Origin of the sequence: Aliikangiella sp. G2MR2-5 (genome assembly GCF_015687155.1) — a bacterium.
In the GTDB taxonomy this organism is placed as follows: domain Bacteria; phylum Pseudomonadota; class Gammaproteobacteria; order Enterobacterales; family Kangiellaceae; genus Aliikangiella.
The window spans coordinates 132,312-151,940 of the sequence record NZ_JADPQF010000002.1 but is presented as its reverse complement, the minus strand read 5'-3'; the positions used below and the strand labels follow the sequence as shown (position 1 = coordinate 151,940).

The following is a 19,629-nucleotide window of genomic DNA, read 5'->3' as shown; positions in this document are numbered from 1 at the left end:
GCCGTCAAAAAGTGAGTTAACCTCGATTAACCTATCGAATGGTGAGTCGGTAATCCAAGCTCGTCAGTAAGTAATTCGATAAATCGTTGTGCCGTTTTGCCCAGAGCTTTTTCGGCACGCCACACCAGGTGCGGGGTAAAGGTAAATCGCGAACCGTGCTGGTAATTCACTTCTCTTAAACTACCCTGATCCAGCTCATTTTTGACCAGATAGTATGGCATCCAGCCGAAACCTATTCCTTGTAGTAAAGCCTGTTTTTTGCTTTTAAAATCACTCAGGAAAAACATGGTTTCACCGCCGAAGTGCATATGCTCGACATCGTAGTGTTCTTGCTCACTGGAGTCGTGCACGCTAAGTTCAACATATTTCTGCAGCTCTGTAATACTGACTTCGTCCACACTTGCCAAAGGGTGCTCTGCGCTGACACAAAGCAAACACTCTACCTCTGGCAAGGGTTGCGATAGGAGCTGGGTTGAGTTCTGGAATTCTTTAACCAGCATGAGATCTGCCTGGTTCTTGTCAAAGCGGTACTGTACGCCGCCAAGATACTCCATGGTAAGAGATATTCGGGTTGGAATATCCTCTTGCAGCAAGGTTTTCATTGCCGACATGATCGGAGGAATTTCCAGTATCCCGTCAATGACCACTTCAAAGCTGGGCTCCCACTCCTGGTTGAGCTGTTGCGCCAACTCTTCAATATGTTCTGCCTGGTTGAGAAGCTTTACTCCTTCATCAAGAATCATCTGGCCCTCAGCGGTCAGTACCGCCCGGTATTCACTGCGATCGAAGATATCAAGATCCAGCGCTTCTTCCAGCTTCTTTATTTGGTAGCTTATCGCTGATTGCGCACGATGCAGAGCTTTTGCTGCCGCGGCAAAGCTTCCACGTTCTACAATGGTTTTTAATACACGAATCGAATCAAGGTCTAGTTTCATGATAATCAGCAAATTGGATTATTTTATATACCCTATAATAAATATAATTGCTCAAGTTGTCCGATAAGTAAGGGTTATATCGACCTTATCTATGGTATTTTGACGAAAAAAGCAGCAAAAACGGTGCTTAAAAGCTCAAATCAGCGTAGAATACGCGACCTATTTTTCGCTGGCGCAAACTGCCGGATTATTCAAGTTCCCGAGGCTTTGATTTAAGTGATTGAAAATTTAAGAAATATCGCGATTATCGCGCACGTAGACCATGGTAAAACAACCTTGGTAGACAAGTTATTGCAGCAGTCGGGAACTCTCGACCAGCGCGCTGAGCCAACAGAAAGGGTAATGGATTCAAACGATCTTGAGAAAGAGCGTGGTATTACCATCCTTTCCAAAAATACAGCCATTCGTTGGAATGATTACCGAATCAATATCGTCGATACTCCCGGACACGCTGACTTTGGCGGTGAGGTAGAGCGAATCATGTCTATGGTTGACTCTGTTTTGCTTCTGGTTGATGCCGTTGACGGTCCTATGCCACAAACGCGATTTGTAACTCAAAAAGCATTTGCGCAGGGGTTGAAGCCGGTTGTTGTTGTCAACAAGATCGATCGTCCCGGTGCTCGTCCAGACTGGGTTATTGACCAGGTTTTTGATCTCTTCGATCAACTCGGCGCAACAGATGAGCAGCTGGATTTCCCAATTATATATGCATCAGCACTTAATGGTTATGCTTCTGAAGATGACAGCACGCGAGACGGTGACATGACACCATTGTTTGAAGCGATTGTTAAGCATGTGTCACATCCTGACGTCGAGGTTGATGGCCCGACCCAAATGCAGATCACATCTCTCGATTATTCAAGCTATGTTGGTGCAATCGGTGTTGGCCGTGTTACCCGCGGTAAAATCCGTAAAAACCAGCAACTGACCAGCATTGATGCTGAAGGTAAGCTGAGAAAAGTTAAGGTTGGTCAGGTTCTTGGCTATATGGGTCTGGAACGTAGCGAAGTTGAAGAAGCAAGTGCAGGTGATATTATCGCTATAACCGGCGTTGGCGAACCAAAGATTTCTGATACTCTTTGTGATCCTGAGCATGTTGAAGCACTCCCTGCACTGACTGTGGATGAGCCGACCGTTAATATGACTTTCCAGGTCAACACTTCTCCTTTTGCTGGTAAAGATGGCAAGTTCCTGACCTCTCGTCAAATCTTGGAGAGATTGGAAAAAGAATTGATCCACAACGTGGCTTTGCGCGTAGAGCAGCTGGACGACGCTGATAAGTTTAAAGTCTCTGGTCGTGGTGAACTTCACCTTTCAGTGTTGATCGAAACCATGCGTCGTGAAGGCTTTGAACTTGCGGTGTCTCGTCCCGAAGTTATCATGAAAGAAGTTGACGGCGTGATGATGGAACCTTACGAAAATGTGACCGTTGATATCGAAGAAGAGCATCAGGGCACCATCATGGAAAAGCTGGGTGAACGTAAAGCAGAAATGCGTGATATGCAGCTTGACGGAAAAGGCCGTGTCAGAATTGATTTTTACATTCCGTCACGCGGACTGATTGGCTTCCAAACTGAATTTATGACAGCAACTTCTGGAACAGGATTGATATACCATACTTTCGATGCTTATGGCCCTGCTATTCCGGGTGCCCTGGCACAGCGTCATAATGGAGTAATGATTTCTAATGGCACGGGCAAAGCACTGGGTTACGCCTTGTTTAACTTCCAGGAGCGTGGCCGCCTATTTATCGGTCACGGTGTTGAAGTCTACGAAGGAATGGTTATCGGTATTCACTCACGTGACAATGACTTGACGGTTAACCCGCTTAAAGGAAAGCAGTTAACCAATGTGCGTGCCTCAGGAACCGATGAAAATATTCAGTTGTCACCACCGATTGTGATGACACTGGAGCAAAGCCTGGAATTTATCGACGACGATGAACTGGTAGAAGTGACACCTAATTTCATTCGTATTCGAAAGAAACACTTGACCGAAAATGAAAGAAAAAGAGCGTCTCGCGCGCCTAAAGACTAAGCAGGATATTTTCGTCTAGTTATAAAAATAGCAGTCGGCCCTTTATGGGCCGATTTGTTTTTTGACTGAATGAATTACTAAATAGTGCTCCTAAATCTTATAACCGGATGATACCTTCTCGGCTATTCAATACATCGGAAAGCTACAGGCGAAATAAAGAATTCGCCCCCGGCTTATAATGAAACTCCCACCCTGTTCCACTCCGAATGCCTACCACTAAAGTACTGTTAATATAAGTTTTAACCTGATGCCTATTACTTTTCGGGACGGGAAGAGGGGATAATATTTTGCAAAACGGATGACCTGCTGCGAGGATTGCCTGGGCTCGAGGAATTATCGGGACTCTGGCAGCAGGAGAATGACAATTGACGTGCTCGATGGTGAGGTTCAGTGGATCTTTGCCGTAAGCCGCAAAAAGATCACCTTTCAATTCCGTGGTAAAAAAATACTGTCGGTTGACATTAATTTTAATCAGAGAGGTATCATCCATAATTTCCGGCAGAAAAAAAGCGTTGAGCGCATATCTGCCTCTAGCTGAGCGTTGAATACTAAACTCTTCCAGACGAATATGTTGAGGGTTGGCGGGATCAAAAGAGATCAGGTCAACATCAACGGAGCCTCGTCTAAGCGGTCGAGCTGCAGAGATTGTTCTGTTTACCATAAACTGATGAGAACGAATAAAACTTAGCGGGTTTTGAATAAAGCTTCTATTATTGCCGTTGGCCATTATCCTCTCCATCTTCTTTTCATCTCTGAATTAATTATAGAAGAGAAAGCTGGATCAACGACCAGGTCCAATAAAAACAGTCGATTAGATTCTTTCAATTTACTTTGACATGCGATTAAATAATAAAGCGTATATTAAAGAAATAAGTTACATGAATATTGAAATTATTAATAAGGAAAACTCTGAGAATTTCCAGACTCTGGTTGACGGTGTCAGACAGTTTAATTATGAAAGTGCAGGAAAAGAATCAAGTTTACCGCTTTCTGTAATTGCCCGATGTAAAGATGGAAATATTATTGGTGGTGTATCGGGACGGACTATCTATAAACATTTTTTAATCGAAGTTGCCTGGGTGGATATGTCTACTCGCGGAACCGGCCTTGGCAAACGATTAATGTTTATTGCCGAAGAGGAAGCTAGAAATAGAGGCTGCATTGCCGCACAAGTGGATACGCTGTCGTTCCAGGCTCCCGGGTTTTATCAGAAATGCGGCTTTGATGTTGTCGGTGAAGTTCCTGAAATAAAAGGGACTCCGGGAAGATTCTTTTTACTAAAGCAATATGAATGATAGTTAAGAGCGAATCACGATTCACAATGATTCGCTTCTTTTATCTTCTCCAGATGTTGATATGTTGTTGCTACAATTAAAGCGGTTAACTCTATCTTTCAGGATTCGGTTGTAACTTGCAACCAGCGCCTGAAGTCTTCATCCATGCTGATTCCCCAGTGCCGAACTAGGGCCTGGTAACGAGGGTAGTCCCCCCGGCGCAAGAACAGCAGCATTTGTTCGACTTTTTCTCTTTCCTCTTCCATCATGTAGCGGACGGCAAAATAACCCCAGGAGTAAACTCTCTCGCTGCCGCCATTGTGCTCATAACTGGTATCAAATAGTTCGCTTAGTTTAAAAGGGACTTTGGATTTATTAATTGCCTGAAGCGCACGTGAGTTTTGCTTTCCCCAAGCTATATACTCTGCAACACCTTCGGTCCACCAGACAGTATGCGGTAAAAGAGGTGCGGGTTTTGCGCAGTTTTCTGGTGGAGAATGAGAGTCATGCAATGACGCACAAAAATCACCATAAAGATTAAATCTACCATCAAGGTAGTGCACATATTCGTGTTCCAGATTCCAGATAACTTTTCTGTTATTAACTTCTCTTTGATAGGTAACAAACTCTGCCTGGTTATGTTCTTTGTCGGGTAGGCCTTCCAGGTACATACCACCATTGTCTGTTGGCATGTTGAAATGTTGTTTGGCATTTTTTACAAAAGAGTCCCTTGAGGCATATACATTCACTCGAATCGACAGGTTATGGTCATTTTCAACTGGTTTGCCTTTAGTATTAAAAACGCCATGGAAGATACTTTCGATCTCAGATAACTTACTGCAAGTCGATTTCTGTTCCTGCAGGGTGAGATTCTCGGATCGAATAACCGCTGTATCTGAGCAAACGTAGGATTGTCCCAAAACTTTATCCAGATGTGGCTCGCTCGCATTAGAAGTCAGAGCCGATAGTGCATAAAAGGGAGCCAATAGATAGTTAAGTTTCATAATGTTTAGTGATTGTTTCAATAACTTTATTTTTCAAGCATAAGACAATAATGATTATTGTGCGCAATGTCAAAGGTGTTGTTGTGTGATTTCTTTTCTCGGCTGATGAAAGTCCAGCATTGCTCGCTATTTCAATACGTTATGATTAAACTTGGGAGTGAACCTTTAATTATATTTTTGTTCAAACATAGATCCATACTGATTAAACCAAGATCGTTTTAGCCTGAATAAGTTGAGACAAACCTTGTAAGGAGACTTATGACAAGAAGAATACTTATCCCGACAATTGTATTAGCGCTTTCCGGATGTTCGCTCGAAATGTCTCGTACGCTACTGGGATATCAGGAACCTCCACCTAAGACTACTATCGGTGAAGAGCTAGTACTCGAATACGAGCGCTGTGTGAAGATAGGGCAGGAGAAGAACTGTGCTCAAGCGGCGTTTGATGTTGTCAGGGTCGTTAAGGGGTTAGAGCCAAGAAAAGTGCCAAAAGGTATTGTCATTATACTTGAGGGCGATGGCGGTCACGGGGATGAATCTGAGAATGAAAGTGATGACTCTAAGAAGACTAAGGGACAAAAAATTCAGGAAATTCTAAAACCTGAGCAAAGTCAATCGAAAGACAAGGAAGAAGGAACTGACTAGTGCTGAGATATATTTTCTGCTGCGCCGAGAATCATCTCTTAAATTTCTAATTGTTGAAGTGCTCTGCTGCTCAATCGGATTATTTAATGTCAGCCATCGTTCCTTGAGTGTGCTAGGCTTAATCAAGCGACTATTTTGCTGTGATGCGAGGAATAATGCTGAAACTCTACCCGGAAATTAAGCCAAACCAATGTTACCAACTGGATGTCGGAGACGGGCACAATCTTTATGTGGAAGAGAGTGGAAGCGAAGACGGTTTGCCGATCGTTAGCTTGCATGGTGGCCCAGGAGCGGGTTGTGATGCTAATTTTAGACGCTATTTTGATCCAGAAAAGTATCGTATCGTTTTATTTGATCAACGGGGAGCCGGACGATCAGAACCACATGCTTCTCTCGAAAACAATACCACGCAAGCTCTGATAGATGATCTGGAAAAAATCAGAAATCACCTGAATATTGAAAAATGGGTGGTAATGGGAGGAAGCTGGGGATCAACACTCGCTTTGGCTTATGCTCAAGAACATAGTGAGCGAGTGCTTGGGTTGATATTGCGAGGGGTTTTTCTGGCTAGAAGAGAAGATGTCGAGTGGTTGTATCAGGGCGGAACCAGTAAGATATTTCCTGACTACTGGCAGGAATTTGTTCAGGTTATTCCCGATAACGAAAGAGATAACCTGATCGAAGCCTTTTATTCTCGACTGACAGGGCAGGATGAACTCGCCCGGATGGGGGCTGCCAAGGCATGGTGTATTTGGGAGGGTAGAGCGGCAACGCTGGAGCCTAATCCTCATCTGGTAGACAAATTTTCTGAGCCTCATATTGCTCTTAGTATGGCTCGAATTAGTGCGCACTACTTTCGCAATCATTGTTTCATTGAAGAAAATCAACTTCTGGACAATGCTCATCGGCTAAAAGATATTCCTGGAATTATTGTTCATGGTCGCTACGACATGATCTGCCCGCTGGAAAATGCCTGGGCATTGCAGAGTGAATGGGAAGGTTGTGAGTTGCACGTTGTGCGCGATGCTGGACATTCTGCAAGTGAAGCTGGGATAATCGATGCACTTGTTAAAGCCACCAAGGAAATGCATCAGCTTATTACTCATGATTGCACTGATTCAGCGGGTAACTAACGCCAACGTCGTCGTCGAAAACAAAGTCATTGGAGAAATTGAGCAGGGAATTCTGGCTCTTATCGGCGTTGAGAAAAATGACCAGAAATCTAATGCAGATCGTTTGCTCGAACGCTTAACCGGCTATCGCATTTTTTCCGACTCGGAAGATAAAATGAATTTGAGCGTTGCCGATATCGGTGGCGGTTTACTCCTGGTGCCTCAATTTACCCTCGCCGCCGATACTCGCAAAGGCAAGCGCCCAAGTTTCTCGACCGCGGCTCCGCCACAGGAAGGTGAGGCGCTGTTTGATTATTTTCTTGAACAGGCAAAATTGAAATATCCCAAAGTTGAAAGTGGCCGGTTCGGTGCCGATATGAAAGTGAGCCTGTGTAACGACGGGCCGGTGACTTTCTGGCTAACCGCTTAACGGAGATTGTTCTCTACCCTGCGGGAAGGGCTGGCTAATAGCCCGCCGCCTGGCCATCCTTGCGAGATTCTGATGCGCCGTAATAGACTTTATTCTCAGGGTCAAACATAATCGCCTGATAGCCGCCGTAGCCGCCTCGGTCATAGCGAACTTGGTGTCCTTTGGCCATAAGCTCTCGTATGGTTTGATAGGGAATATCCGACTCAAGCGCGACCACACCGCCGTCTTTAATAAACTTTCCCCGGGCTTCGGTTGGTTCGGTTGAACCAAAATGCTGCCAGCGAACTGCGTCACCGGCTTCCTGCAGCCCCATTCCAAAGTCGATGATATTAGTAATAATCTGCACATGTCCTTGTGGCTGCATTGCGCCTCCCATCAATCCAAAACTGATATAAGGCTTACCATCTTTCATCACAAATGCCGGAATAATTGTATGGAAAGGTCTTTTACCCGGAGCATAGACATTGGCATGTGATTCATCCATTGAAAACAGTTGACCACGGTCCTGAAATACGAAACCCAGGCCAGGAACAACAACACCAGATCCCATGCCGCGATAGTTACTCTGAATTAGGGAAACCATATTGCCATCTTTATCTGCCGTCGTTAGATAGATGGTATCGCCCTGATAAAGCGCAGGGTTACCGGCATCGACTTTGCGAGAGGCTTTAACTCCGATCAGTTTTGCTCGCGCTTTCGCATAATCTTTTGAAAGTAACCCAGTAATCGGAAGTTGGTTGAAGTCAGGGTCGGCATAAAACTTGGCTCTGTCTTCAAATACCAGCTTTTTCGCTTCAATCATCAAGTGAAGAGATTCACTGCTCAGAAATCCTGATTTTTTCAGATCATAGTTTTCCAGAATGTTGAGCATTTGCAGGGCTGCAATTCCCTGTCCGTTCGGAGGAAGCTCAAAAACATCGTAGCCGCGATAATTGGTAGACAGCGGAGTAACCCACTCTGAGCGATGGCTCGCAAAATCTCTATATCTTAAAAAGCCATTGTTGTCTTGCATAAAACGATCGATCTGCCTGGCTATTGTTCCCTTATAAAAAACATCGCGACCTTGCTTTGCGATAAGTGAAAGAGTCTTACCAAGCTCCGGGTTTCTGAAAACTTCACCTTTGGCTGGTGCTTTTCCATTGATGGTGAAAGTTGATTCAAAGTTTCCAGACTGAGGGGATAATCGAGGAACGCTCAATTGCCAGTAGTGTGCTATCAGCTCACTAACAGGAAACCCCTGGTGGGCATACTTTATTGTTGGAGCAAGTATTTCTTCCATTGGCAACTGACCAAATTTTTTATGCATTTCAAACCATCCATCGATTGTTCCCGGAACTGATATCGGAAGCATTCCGTAAGCAGGTATCGTATCTGTTCCTAAGGTTTTCAACTCTTTTTCAAGTTGTTCGAATGATAGTCCGAGTGGCGAGCGTCCACTGGCGTTAAGACCATAAAGTTTTTGTTTTTTGTTATCCCAGATAATAGCGAAAAGGTCTCCGCCAATACCGTTGCCGGTAGGTTCCATTAGTCCTAATGCGGCGTTGGCGGCAATAGCTGCGTCGACTGCGCTGCCGCCAGATTTCAAGATATCGAGGCCAACCTGTGTTGCCAGTGGTTGACTGGTCGCTACCATTCCGTTTTGTGCAATCACTTCAGAGCGTGTTGCGAAGTTTTTTCCGGTTATCCTGTCGGTAGCAGAAACGTTGCTGGAAAATGAGTACAAGAGGAAGAAGAAAAACAAGCAGGAAAAAGAACCAGGCCCCAAGCGTAGAGTTATAGTATCCATGGATATCTCATTTTTTTTATTTTGTTGCAAATAATACTAGTCTTTTCCATATCTAATCGCAAACCTGAAAAAAATTGTCGTGATAAGGTAAGTTGATAACAAGTCAAAATATTAAGTAATAAATCATACAGATTTTTGTGATTTTATTTTATCAGTTAGGTTGATATACTAATTTTTATTTTGTCATTAACGGATTTAATATGAACTGGCAGATTGATAACTTTATTGAAAGTTGCAAAGGTTCGAGCGCACAAGCTTACGAGGTTTTCAAACTGCTACTTGAAGCTCTTGATTCCAGGGAGCAACGAACCGAAGCGATAAAATTTTTACATCAGCTAAGAAGTTATAGCTTTGCTAACCCCGATGAAATAAGCGCGGATTCGACGCATTTCAGAATGATCCAGCAGTCTGTTCTGTCTGCCGGTGAACAAAGGGTTCAACTCGATCTTTTTCAGTTTCCCAGTACGTTTTTGCCAGAAGCCTGGTCATTCACTTTCTACGAAGGTTTGATTCGTTATCCTGCAGATGAATATCGTACTAAGAAGGTCGTTGAATTAGGATGTGGTATTGGCTGGATTACTCTTGCTTTGGCTCTTCGCTATGGACCTGAAAAAATATACGGGGTCGATATCAATCCGAAAGCAATTGTTTGTGCTCGCCTCAACTTTTATCTCAATGCATATAATGCAGATGCTAGTGCACGGGATTTTGGTCGAGGTCAAACCATTGTCAATAATATTGAATTCCATGAGTCAAACTTATTCGGTTTTTTTAAAGAAAAGACGGTTGAATTCGATAAGATTGTTGGTTGTATTCCTCAAGTGCTCAACCCTGAGCCTGAAGCAATGGAAAAGCTTGTAGAAGAATCCGCCAGTGATGAATACCTGTATTCTTTAAGTAACTATTTCGCTAAGCAGGGATTCGTTGAAGACCAGTTTGGACTGGGATTAATTGCCAGTGCGGTTGAACAGTCTATTCCTTTGCTAAAACCAGATGGCAAGTTGATTCTCAACTTAGGTGGTCGACCCGGGCGAGCTGTACTGGAAAGGTTAATGCGTCGACGGGGATTCGAAGTCAGGCGAGTATGGCAAACCCAGGTTGAGCAGGCTGCGGATACTGAAATCGATGCTTTGGTCGATATTGAAAAATCGGTTGGCCACCGGTTTGAATTTTACATGTCAGATAACTCGGATGTTTCTATTGATGCGACTACCGCTGCAGCTTATGCAAAGGCTGGCGGAAAAATATATCATTCGGTTGATGTTTATGAAGCAAAACTGGTTTTTCCAAACAAGGTGAAAAATATTTTCAAAGCGCTCGCCTCTCTCAATGACAAATCTGTCAGTAGCGCCATCGACCTGACTTATGACAATTATTCCGACGCAGAAGAGCGGTATTCCTTTTTATCTTTTCTTGCAGGGCAACTGGAAAGAGTGACAAACTACCCTTATGGTGACACTGAAGGCCTTAAATATTTTCGCCAGCAATTGGCCGAATTTTTTAGATACTATCTTAGAGTTGATGTTGGAGAGGAGCAGGTGTTTATCACTCCCGGAAGGCGAGAGCTTGTTTCTAGTCTGTTTTCTAACTTTAGACCTCCAAAGTCGCTGGTCTGTAAATCACTCGGGTATCTAGTATCGAAGGAAAGTCGTTCACAGTCGGAAATCATTGAAGCGCCGGAGCAAGTTGAATTTCTTACTGCACTTATTGAAAAGTTAAAGCCTGAGCTGGTAATCACTCAACTTGATTTTAATGAAGCGCAGTCGAGCCAGTTGGTTGAGCAGCTCATTGCCTGTGCAGAGAAAAATAATGTGCTTTTGTTGTTAGACTTGACTGAGTCCATTGATCTTAGCAGTCAACCGAGAATCCACGGTGTCTACCGCTACCTGTCATCCCACTCTATTTCTAATAATCTCATTTTGATGGCTGCTCTGGTGAATAATCATGTTTATCAAAACTACTCACTCAACATTACACTTGCCAACAACGCATTTGTTATTGAAAGTTTAACCAATGCAGCTGAACTAACCTATAGCAGAACGCCGGTATTAAAACAGCTTTATTACGCTCACTTGCTTGAAGAGCTACTCTTTTTCCAGAGAACACGCTCGACAAGTGCGATGGAGAAAAAAGCAAAGAAAATTGCCCCGGAAATGCCTGTCAAGTTATGCAAAGATGCAGAGCGAGCCTTTTCCCATCCTGCTATCACCGGTAACCATCTTTCTTTTAACTGTTCGTCTGTGCGCCTGGATTTTGGAGAGAATGAGCTGGCTGCTCCTGATTTTTTCGATATGTCTCTATTTGAAAGCTACCTTGTCAGAAAATGTGTTGGAGATGAAGGCGAGCCGAAACCGGCAATTTTTGAACAATTGCACAGGCGGTTTAATTTACCGAAACATTTTACATCTAAAATCGTTTTAGGTAACGGCGTTGCACCTATTTTTTCGGCTCTTCTTGAGCAATGTGCAGAGGAAGGCAAGAGTATCATTATTCCTAATGGTAGCTACGGCTATTTTGTTGCAGCGGCAGAGTATCTACAGGTTAATGTTATTCAGTTGCCAACAGAATCCTCCAACCAATTTAAAATCGATAAGAATCATTTGCAAAATATTCTTAGTGAAAACCAGGGGGCCTGGTTGTTCATTAATGGTCCGGTAGTTAATCCAACCGGTGCTATTTACTCTTCGAAGGAAATGAATGAGCTGTTGCAAATTGCCTGTCAGAATCAGGCAACAGTCATCCTGGATACTATATTTGCTGGTTTGGAATTTGACGACTCTCTAATTTGGGATTTTGCGGAAAGTATTAGTAATACCTTTATCTCAGAACAGGCAAGATTAATACTTTTGGGAGGGGTATCCAAAGAATATGCTGCGGGTGGGATCCGTTTTGGTTATGCCTGGTCGACAGCAATGGATACTATAAACAAGCTTGATATATCTCTAGTCCATAAACCTCACTTCACTCTGGGCTACGCGGTGCGAAAGCTTCTTGAAGCTCATCTGAAAAGTGATCCGGTGTTGCTCGAGCATTTGAATAAGCAAAGACTTATATTAAAAGAACGCGCCACAACATTAACTAATGTATTAAATGAAAATGGTTGGCATGTTATAAAACCGGAGGGAGGTCTATTCTTGGTGGCCAAACCATTAACCTTTATCAATGAAAGTGGTATGGAGCCAGTCAAAGCTGCGGATTTAATAGCGAGTAAACTATTTGATGAGAAGAATCTAGCCATCAATAACTCGACCTGGACGGGGTTACCTGGTTATTGTCGATTCGTATTGTCTTGTAGTGAAAATGATTTTGCCGAAGCGATCATTCGGCTACAACAATTTAAACTGAGTTCATAGCCTCGGCTTGGTCAACGTCTAATTTAAGAGTCGAACAACAATTTAACTTTCTTCTGGAGCAGAGCGGCATTCACCTGTTCAGCCGGAACCGGTTCTCCAGCAATCAATTTGATTTTGGCCATGAATTTTCTTGGCCAGCCTTTCATTGCGGTTCCATTTTTTCTACTGAACCAGGAGCCCCAGAGCCCTTTTAGTGCAAGCGGATATACGGGAACTGGCGTTCGTTCTATGATTTTTTCAATGCCTTTTTTAAACTCGCCTATTTCTCCGTCAGGAGTCAATTTGCCTTCGGGAAAAATACAAACCATTTTCCCTCTTTTCAGTTCTTCAGCTATTTTATTAAAAGCGGTTTCCATCAAAGCTTTGTCTTCGTGGGCAGGCGCGATGGGAATGGCGCGTGCCATTTTAAAAAACCAGCCGATAACTGGAGCTTTAAATATTTTATGGTACATGACAAAGCGAACATTTCTTTTACAGTATCCGGCGATAATTAATGCGTCAACAAAACTGACGTGGTTGCACACTAAAACGCCTGCTCCGTGTTTTGGGATGAGATCGAGGTTAGTATTTCTTATTCGGTAAATAGTATTGATCAGCAGCCAGGTGATAAAGCGAAAAATAAATTCAGGGGCTTTGGTGAATATGTACAGCGCGATTAGCAAGTTGACTCCCGCAGTGATTAAGAATAATTGTGGTATCGAAAAACCACTTTTCAAAACTGCTATCGAAAATATGCCCGAGAGTACCATAAAAAAAGCGTTCATTATGTTGAGGCCCGCGATTAAGCGAGATATATGTTTAGGATCGCCAATTTTTTGGATTAATGCGTACAAAGGTACGGTAAATAGCCCACCAAAGATTCCAATGAGAATGGCATCAGACAGTACCCGGATGGTTCCTGGTTGTTCAAATACGGTTTTGAAATTGTAGATGACATCAAGTCCGGTATTGGGGTTGGCAAGATAGATATCGTAACCAAAAAAACTTAAGCCAAATGCGCCGATTGGTACTAACCCGACTTCTACACGACCTGCTGAGAGCTTTTCGCAAAGCATTGCGCCAATTACGATTCCAAGTGTGAGTGATGAAAGTAATAGGCCGACGACTGATTCATCTCCTCCAAGCGTGGATTTAGCGTAATTGGGGATTTGGGTAAGGAATACAGCGCCGTAAAACCAGAACCAGGAAATACCCAATATCGAAAGGAAAACTGCTTGGTCTTTCGCCATAAACCTGAAGTTTCTGGCAATTTCGGTAAAAATATTCCAATTGATTTTTAGTTCAGGGACAACCGCAGGCGTGTTTGGAACTTGGCGACTTGCTATATAGCCAATAATAGCTAAAGATAGGAGTGCTATCGAAAGGAAAATCTTCCAGTCACCTGAAGCCCATAAAACATAGGTTCCAAAAATATTTCCGATCAAAATAGCGACAAAGGTGCTCGACTCTACCAGCGCATTTCCTCCTACTAGCTCCTCGGTATGCAGGTGTTGTGGTAGTAAACCATATTTTAACGGGCCGAAAATCGCTGATTGGAAACCCATAAGAAAAAGAACGCCAAGTAACCAGATTGCGTTGTTGAAATAGAGCCCCACAACAGCAAGCGACATTATAAATATTTCTGCTAACTTGACTCTTCTTATTGAGCGAGATTTCTCGTATTTTTCGGCTAGTTGTCCTGCTGTGGACGAGAAAAGAAAAAAAGGCAGGATAAACAGTATTGCTGCAAGGTTAACCGCGATGTCTGAGTCAAATGGCAAGCTTTCTGCCAGTTTGTGTGACATCATTATCATTAACCCTGTCTTGAACACATTGTCATTCAAAGCTCCGAGTGCCTGAGTAACAAAAAAGGGCAGAAAGCGCTTTTCTTTTAGTAGAGAAAATTGGCTATGCGACATTTTTTATTATCCTTATTTATTCGTGTCTGCGAGCGGAGAAAAGCCATCAGGACCACCATATTTATCAAGCTCATCTTCAAACGATAAATAGTGGACGTGTCGGTCGTAGAAAACGTGAACCTGTGGTTTTTGTAAAATATCATCCTGTGTTGACTCTCGAGTAATATGAACTTCATCAGCCCACTTTTCACCCAAAAAGAAGAGCGGGGTGCCGCAGTGAATACAGTGTCCTCTCTTGGCTTTTTCCGATGAGTCAAACCAGGCGATGTCTTGCTCTCCGCTAACGTACTCAAAACCATTCTTGTCTACGCCGAACCAGGTTACTACGGGGGCTCCCTGGGTGTGCCGACATTGGGTACAGTGACAGTGAGCACACCACTTAACTGGCAATTGAACTCGGTATTGGACTCGACCACAATAGCAGCCGCCGCTGATTGATTTGGATTCTATTGAATGATGCTCCATTTCGAATTTACTCGTATTTGCTCAATTTGTGTGTTGGTCACTCGGCATACTTTTCGGCTTCAACTGCTCTTTGATAAGCATCACTGAAACGTCCATGTACAATAAAATGATGTGCTTCTGTGATTAGAGCACTATCCCACGTCATAAAGGAGTGGTGCAATGGCATAATAATAAAGTCGGTCATTTTGCTACATTGAGTATTGGATAGCTCAACTACTCCATCGCCAGGAGCATCACCGGTTGCACGTTTATAATACCAGCTCACCGGGATCACCAGACTAAACTTTACATCTCCAGCAATAATGCCTGTTTCAATTTCTGGCTCAGGAAGCGACTCAATTAAAAGGCTGTCAGGAGTAAGATCTTTGGTAACTTTGGGAACAAAGTGTTTTAGCCACCAGTGGGAAAGCATGAATGATGCCGTTTGCGTACCCTTGTTTGGAGAGCCGAGCATGACGCATCGACCTTTGGTTCCACCTTGCTGCCACTCGGGGTGACGAGCAAGTAAGCCCCGAATTAAGATGCCGCCGAATGAGTGGCCGATAAAGTGCAGTGGCTTTTGCGGGTCGAGCCATTGTGAAACCTTGGAGTCAAGCGTATCCAGGATCGTTTGATATTCGTTGGTGATGGCGTTATACCCCAGGTTCAAGATAGAGAACCCCCGGGAACTAAAATGAGAAGCCATCTTTAACATACTGCGAGGTGTACGGCCAAGACCATGTAAGAGCAGCAACTGAGAGCTACGATGGTCGCATTCTTCCTTCTTGACTGTTTGATTAATTGAGTCGATATTGGTCATTCCAGATTGAATAATTTGCAACTATTGTTATAGCTGTTTTCTGCCACCTGATGCAAGCTTTGTTCTCTTGCTCTGGCAACCGCTTCTCCAATATGCGGTAGATACTTAGGTTCATTACGGCCGTCCTTGGGTTTCGGACGCAAGTCTCGCGGAGTCAAATAGGGACCATCCGTCTCTATCATCAAACGATTATCCGGAATTAAGTGAACCATGTCATATAAAGCCTGACCGCGTCGTTCGTCGCAAATCCATCCGGTTATCCCTATCGAGAGCCCCAATTCCAGGTAGGCTTCCATGGCCTCGATTGTACCTGTGAAACAATGTGCGACTCCGCCTTTGAGTTTGGGTATGTAATCTTTTAGGATTTGATACTGGGTATCAAAAGCGTCCCGTTCATGCAGAAAAACCGGTTTTTGAAGTTTCACTGCCAGCTCCAGCTGTCGCTCAAAAGCATTAATTTGCTGATGCCTTGGTGAAAAGTCTCGATTAAAATCCAGGCCACACTCGCCGATTGCGACAACTTCTGGCTCTTCTGCAATAGCAGATATTTCGTTTAAAGCCTCATTACTAAATGAACCGGCGTCATGCGGATGGCATCCCGCCGTGCAATAAAGTCCATCGATATCACTACTGGCTATTTGAAGAGCCTTTTTGCTTTCGGCTAAATTCGTTCCGGTAATGATTAGCTTGTCCACACCGGCAGCTAACGCAGAGGCTATAACTTGGTCACGATCACTATCAAATCGTTTGTTGGTAAGGTTGATGCCTATGTCTACCCACTTCATCTTCTGATCCAGCTTATCCTGATTTTAGGGAATATTTTACCTAATTGAACGATGTTAGCCAGGGAGAATATGAGTATAATGTTTAAAAAATTAAGTTTTACCTACCAGAATTGAACACTTGAAGCCAATAACAAAGAAAATGGAAAATTCGACCTTTATACATAAATTGTTAAAAAGAAGAGTACCGCAAATACTAGGTGCCTATATTGCAGTCACCTGGATGTTAATTGAGATCGGCGACTGGATGGTTGAGCGATTCGGTATTCCTGAATCTGTAACTTCTTATATTTTTATTGGAATGGTATTTTTCATTCCTTCTGTTTTCTATTTGTCATATCAATATGGGAAGCCAGGAAGAGACCCTTGGCACAAGGTAACCTTTTATGCGGTACCTTTGAATATTATAGTCTCCTGCGTAGCAATGTTCTATCTAGTTAATCCAGTGGTGGCAACCGAAATGAAAACTGTCACTGACGAACAGGGTAAGGTGCAATCTTTTGAAGTGGCTAAAAAGGAATATCAGCGAACAATACTAAGTTACTTCTGGAAGAATAATACAAATGATGCATCGCTGGATTGGATGCAATATGGTTTCGCCTGGATACTGAATAAAGAGCTAGATCGCAATCTCTTTATTCACTCTGACACTCCTTTCAATTACTCATCAATTCTCACTAAAGCTAAAAACTCGGGTTTCCCTGATATCGTTAATCTTCCTCGCTCTCTAAAAACCAAGCTTGCCAGGGACAGATACAAGCAGTATTTCATTGATGGTTCTTTTGATAAAGAGAATGAGCAATATGTACTGAGTGTCGAAGTATTTGATATAGCTGAAGGTCATTCCATTGCATCTCTATCTGCTAGTGGAAATGATTACTTTGAACTGTTGGAAGAGTTAAGTACCTCTATACGAAGTGTTTTGAATATCCCTAGAAGCAGCGGAAATTTAAAAATCTCGGAATACTTAAGCGAATCACATGAAGCAATAGAACAATTTATTAAGAGTTATCTGAAACAGGTCCTTGAAAACGATTATCAGGAAGCCAAGGTTTTGTTGGAAAAAGCAATTGCACTTGATTTTAGTTTTGTTGATGCGCTTGGTCGTCTGGCTTTTGTACAAAGAGTATCAGGTAATACTCAGGAAGCAGAAAAGTCGATCAAACAGGCGCTGGTGCACCAGTATAAAATGACGCCTCAGGAACAGTTTCAATATAAAGCTAAAATTTATGGTGTTAAGGGAGACTATGAGTCTGAAGTCAAAGTTTATGATATGTGGTTAGAGCTCTATCCTGATGATATAGATGCCCTAAAAGCTCAATCAAAAATACTATTGATAGTAGGAATGGATCATGAAAAAACTCTCAAAAGTCTAACGCGACTAAGAGAGCTTATGCCAGATGATTTTTCTGTTCTCACCAGTCTTTCTGATTTATATGTTCTTAGACAGCAGCTTGTTCAGGCTGCTAACACTCTGGAAAGTTTGCTTGACAATATGCCTCAAAGTGTCGATGTGATGCTCAAGCTGGCCGATGTTTATAACAGAATGGCCGATTTTGATAAATCGGTAAAACTTCTTGAAAAAATAATCTTGCTTGAGCCTGGCAACCTGACTGCTCAGCTCCAACTGGTTCGTATAAATTTAAAATTAGGCCAACTTGTAGAAGCGAAAGAGAGGCTGGACGGGCTATTAGCTGATGCTAAAAGTGACAATCAAAAGTTTACTTTGTTAGGAACTTATCTGCAGTATTACTCATTGAGCGGAAAATTTGATGCGTTAATAGATATGACTTATGAAATGGCTGAAAGCTCGTCTCATTTAACACCCGCTCTCAAACTTTTTGCAATAGATTTCCAGCGCGGTATGTTTTGGGCCGCTATTGGCGAGTTTGAAAAAGCCTTTGCACAAATTGAAGAAATCAGGTCCAAGCTTCAGCCTCCATTGGATGGACTCATGGACGCGGGAATAGTTTCGATATTGTCCGTAAAGAAAGATTTTGATGCAGCGAAGGAGACAATAGTAAAGTTAAAAGCGTATTTTAAAAAGTATCCAAACCCTATAATGGAAGCTACATTAGATTCGGCGCTAGGTTTCGCTGCACAGGCAAGTGGAGACGCAGAGCTAGCAATTACTCATCATCGCAAAGCTCTAGAAAAAATGACTGGGTCTATTATCAATAGCTTAAACGAAGATGCTATATTACAGCAAAAGATTGTTTTGGCCGAAGCGATTTATCAAAGTGGAAATAAGGAAGAGGCTGAGAAGTTACTGGATGAAGTAATCATTCACTATCCAAGTATGCCACTTGCATGGAATAAGAAGCTTTTGATCGCTCTGGATGCCAACGACATGGTGGAAGCAGAAAATGCTATCAATAAAATTGAAAAAGTCTGGCAGTCAGCAACTCCACAGTATATCGAGTATCAAAAATACTTGAGGCTATTAGAGCGCTATCGGGACCTTGCTAAACTCAAAACGACAAGTCAGAATGCTGGATAAGGTGACAAAAGAAAGAAGAATTCAAGAGACTCTCAGAAAAATTCCTCACGGAAAGGTCGCCACCTATGGTCAGGTTGCCGACTTGGCAGGTTTACCCGGCCGGGCGAGGCTGGTTGGTAAGGTTTTGCGAGAGTCTCCGGCAATACTCAGACTCCCCTGGCAGAGAGTTTTGCGCAGTGGAGGCTGTATCGCATTTGAGAAGGGAACTCCTCAGGCCGATAAGCAGAAAGCAATACTTCAGGAAGAGGGGATTGTTGTAGTAAATTACAAAGTCGACATGAAAAAATTTGGATGGCAACCTGATTTGTCAGAGTTACTTGTAATGAAATATTAGTTGTAAGACTAATTTCTTTTATTTGGTCTTTCTCCGACTTTCTCTCATTTTACGCTAAATAACTGAAAACGACCCCTTACATTTAGTTACATATTTTCAATAAGATACCCAATCAAATAAGCAATTAATCTGAACTGCTCTCGTTAGCTAAATGATCATTGATTGACAAAGGCAAAGTGAATTCTTAACCAAAATTTAGTTGCTTTAACCGTTAAGTATAGATGTCGAGAAACGAGTTCATATATAAGTCAATGATTTTATTAGTCTTGTTTATT

At 42.9% G+C, this 19,629-nt stretch carries 16 protein-coding genes; 8 read left to right on the top strand and 8 right to left on the bottom strand.

Annotated features, from left to right (window positions below; translation table 11 throughout):
• Positions 1–26: 26 nt before the first annotated feature.
• Positions 27–935 (bottom strand): LysR family transcriptional regulator, encoded by a 909-nt coding sequence (locus IYN84_RS08050; RefSeq protein ID WP_196138697.1) that lies wholly within the window; start codon positions 933–935, stop codon positions 27–29.
• A gap of 216 nt (positions 936–1,151) precedes the next feature.
• On the opposite strand from IYN84_RS08050, the gene typA reads away from it, so the two are divergent.
• Positions 1,152–2,972, top strand: a complete 1,821-nt coding sequence (gene typA / locus IYN84_RS08045) for a translational GTPase TypA (protein ID WP_196138696.1) — start codon at positions 1,152–1,154, stop codon at positions 2,970–2,972.
• Between the two features lie 142 nt (positions 2,973–3,114).
• Here typA and IYN84_RS08040 read toward each other — a convergent pair whose 3' ends face one another.
• On the bottom strand, positions 3,115–3,699 hold the full coding sequence (locus IYN84_RS08040) for a hypothetical protein (protein WP_196138695.1): 585 nt from the start codon (positions 3,697–3,699) through the stop codon (positions 3,115–3,117).
• A 151-nt stretch (positions 3,700–3,850) separates the two neighbouring features.
• Here IYN84_RS08040 and IYN84_RS08035 point away from each other — a divergent pair, with 151 nt between their 5' ends.
• Positions 3,851–4,267 (top strand): GNAT family N-acetyltransferase, encoded by a 417-nt coding sequence (locus IYN84_RS08035; RefSeq protein WP_196138694.1) that lies wholly within the window; start codon positions 3,851–3,853, stop codon positions 4,265–4,267.
• 98 nt (positions 4,268–4,365) lie between these two features.
• Here IYN84_RS08035 and IYN84_RS08030 read toward each other — a convergent pair whose 3' ends face one another.
• Positions 4,366–5,250: a collagenase gene (locus IYN84_RS08030; RefSeq protein ID WP_196138693.1), complete on the bottom strand. Its 885-nt coding sequence runs from the start codon at positions 5,248–5,250 to the stop codon at positions 4,366–4,368.
• A gap of 258 nt (positions 5,251–5,508) precedes the next feature.
• Between IYN84_RS08030 and IYN84_RS08025 the strand changes: the two genes are divergently transcribed.
• From IYN84_RS08025 to dtd, 3 genes are all read left to right on the top strand, one after another.
• Positions 5,509–5,895 (top strand): hypothetical protein, encoded by a 387-nt coding sequence (locus IYN84_RS08025; RefSeq protein WP_196138692.1) that lies wholly within the window; start codon positions 5,509–5,511, stop codon positions 5,893–5,895.
• Between the two features lie 155 nt (positions 5,896–6,050).
• Positions 6,051–7,028, top strand: a complete 978-nt coding sequence (gene pip / locus IYN84_RS08020; RefSeq protein WP_196138691.1) for a prolyl aminopeptidase — start codon at positions 6,051–6,053, stop codon at positions 7,026–7,028.
• Complete coding sequence (gene dtd, locus IYN84_RS08015; RefSeq protein WP_196138690.1) at positions 7,000–7,437, top strand: D-aminoacyl-tRNA deacylase; 438 nt, start codon at positions 7,000–7,002, stop codon at positions 7,435–7,437. The genes pip and dtd overlap by 29 nt, the downstream gene beginning before the upstream one ends.
• Positions 7,438–7,471: 34 nt before the next feature.
• On the opposite strand, the gene ggt is transcribed toward dtd, so the two are convergent.
• Positions 7,472–9,223, bottom strand: a complete 1,752-nt coding sequence (gene ggt / locus IYN84_RS08010; RefSeq protein ID WP_196138689.1) for a gamma-glutamyltransferase — start codon at positions 9,221–9,223, stop codon at positions 7,472–7,474.
• Between the two features lie 200 nt (positions 9,224–9,423).
• On the opposite strand from ggt, the gene IYN84_RS08005 reads away from it, so the two are divergent.
• Positions 9,424–12,576: an aminotransferase class I/II-fold pyridoxal phosphate-dependent enzyme gene (locus tag IYN84_RS08005; protein WP_196138688.1), complete on the top strand. Its 3,153-nt coding sequence runs from the start codon at positions 9,424–9,426 to the stop codon at positions 12,574–12,576.
• Between the two features lie 23 nt (positions 12,577–12,599).
• Here the strand turns inward: IYN84_RS08005 and IYN84_RS08000 are convergent, their stop codons facing one another.
• The 4 genes from IYN84_RS08000 to IYN84_RS07985 are packed head-to-tail and all read right to left on the bottom strand — an operon-like array spanning position 12,600 to position 16,523.
• Positions 12,600–14,474, bottom strand: a complete 1,875-nt coding sequence (locus IYN84_RS08000) for an MFS transporter (RefSeq protein WP_196138687.1) — start codon at positions 14,472–14,474, stop codon at positions 12,600–12,602.
• Between the two features lie 12 nt (positions 14,475–14,486).
• Positions 14,487–14,939, bottom strand: coding sequence for a GFA family protein (locus tag IYN84_RS07995; RefSeq protein ID WP_196138686.1), 453 nt, complete (start codon positions 14,937–14,939; stop codon positions 14,487–14,489).
• A gap of 37 nt (positions 14,940–14,976) precedes the next feature.
• A complete protein-coding gene (locus tag IYN84_RS07990; RefSeq protein WP_196138685.1) occupies positions 14,977–15,759 on the bottom strand; it encodes a triacylglycerol lipase in 783 nt (260 codons plus the stop codon).
• Entirely contained in the window at positions 15,735–16,523 is a 789-nt protein-coding gene (locus IYN84_RS07985) for a TatD family hydrolase (protein ID WP_196138684.1), read from the bottom strand. Before IYN84_RS07985 ends, IYN84_RS07990 begins: the two co-directional genes overlap by 25 nt.
• Before the next feature lie 139 nt (positions 16,524–16,662).
• Here IYN84_RS07985 and IYN84_RS07980 point away from each other — a divergent pair, with 139 nt between their 5' ends.
• Both IYN84_RS07980 and IYN84_RS07975 read left to right on the top strand, forming a co-directional pair.
• A complete protein-coding gene (locus tag IYN84_RS07980) occupies positions 16,663–19,020 on the top strand; it encodes a tetratricopeptide repeat protein (RefSeq protein ID WP_196138683.1) in 2,358 nt (785 codons plus the stop codon).
• Complete coding sequence (locus IYN84_RS07975) at positions 19,010–19,354, top strand: MGMT family protein (protein WP_196138682.1); 345 nt, start codon at positions 19,010–19,012, stop codon at positions 19,352–19,354. Before IYN84_RS07980 ends, IYN84_RS07975 begins: the two co-directional genes overlap by 11 nt.
• Positions 19,355–19,629 lie beyond the last annotated feature (275 nt).

Excerpts from the sequence above, each read along its gene's own strand:
- IYN84_RS08050 (WP_196138697.1), bottom strand. The coding sequence starts at position 935 with ATGAAACTAGACCTTGATTCGATTCGTGTATTAAAAACCATTGTAGAA.
- IYN84_RS08040 (WP_196138695.1), bottom strand. The coding sequence starts at position 3,699 with ATGGCCAACGGCAATAATAGAAGCTTTATTCAAAACCCGCTAAGTTTT.
- IYN84_RS08035 (WP_196138694.1), top strand. The coding sequence starts at position 3,851 with ATGAATATTGAAATTATTAATAAGGAAAACTCTGAGAATTTCCAGACT.
- IYN84_RS08030 (WP_196138693.1), bottom strand. The coding sequence starts at position 5,250 with ATGAAACTTAACTATCTATTGGCTCCCTTTTATGCACTATCGGCTCTG.
- IYN84_RS08025 (WP_196138692.1), top strand. The coding sequence starts at position 5,509 with ATGACAAGAAGAATACTTATCCCGACAATTGTATTAGCGCTTTCCGGA.
- pip (WP_196138691.1), top strand. The coding sequence starts at position 6,051 with ATGCTGAAACTCTACCCGGAAATTAAGCCAAACCAATGTTACCAACTG.
- dtd (WP_196138690.1), top strand. The coding sequence starts at position 7,000 with ATGATTGCACTGATTCAGCGGGTAACTAACGCCAACGTCGTCGTCGAA.
- ggt (WP_196138689.1), bottom strand. The coding sequence starts at position 9,223 with ATGGATACTATAACTCTACGCTTGGGGCCTGGTTCTTTTTCCTGCTTG.
- IYN84_RS08005 (WP_196138688.1), top strand. The coding sequence starts at position 9,424 with ATGAACTGGCAGATTGATAACTTTATTGAAAGTTGCAAAGGTTCGAGC.
- IYN84_RS08000 (WP_196138687.1), bottom strand. The coding sequence starts at position 14,474 with ATGTCGCATAGCCAATTTTCTCTACTAAAAGAAAAGCGCTTTCTGCCC.
- IYN84_RS07995 (WP_196138686.1), bottom strand. The coding sequence starts at position 14,939 with ATGGAGCATCATTCAATAGAATCCAAATCAATCAGCGGCGGCTGCTAT.
- IYN84_RS07985 (WP_196138684.1), bottom strand. The coding sequence starts at position 16,523 with ATGAAGTGGGTAGACATAGGCATCAACCTTACCAACAAACGATTTGAT.
- IYN84_RS07980 (WP_196138683.1), top strand. The coding sequence starts at position 16,663 with ATGGAAAATTCGACCTTTATACATAAATTGTTAAAAAGAAGAGTACCG.
- IYN84_RS07975 (WP_196138682.1), top strand. The coding sequence starts at position 19,010 with ATGCTGGATAAGGTGACAAAAGAAAGAAGAATTCAAGAGACTCTCAGA.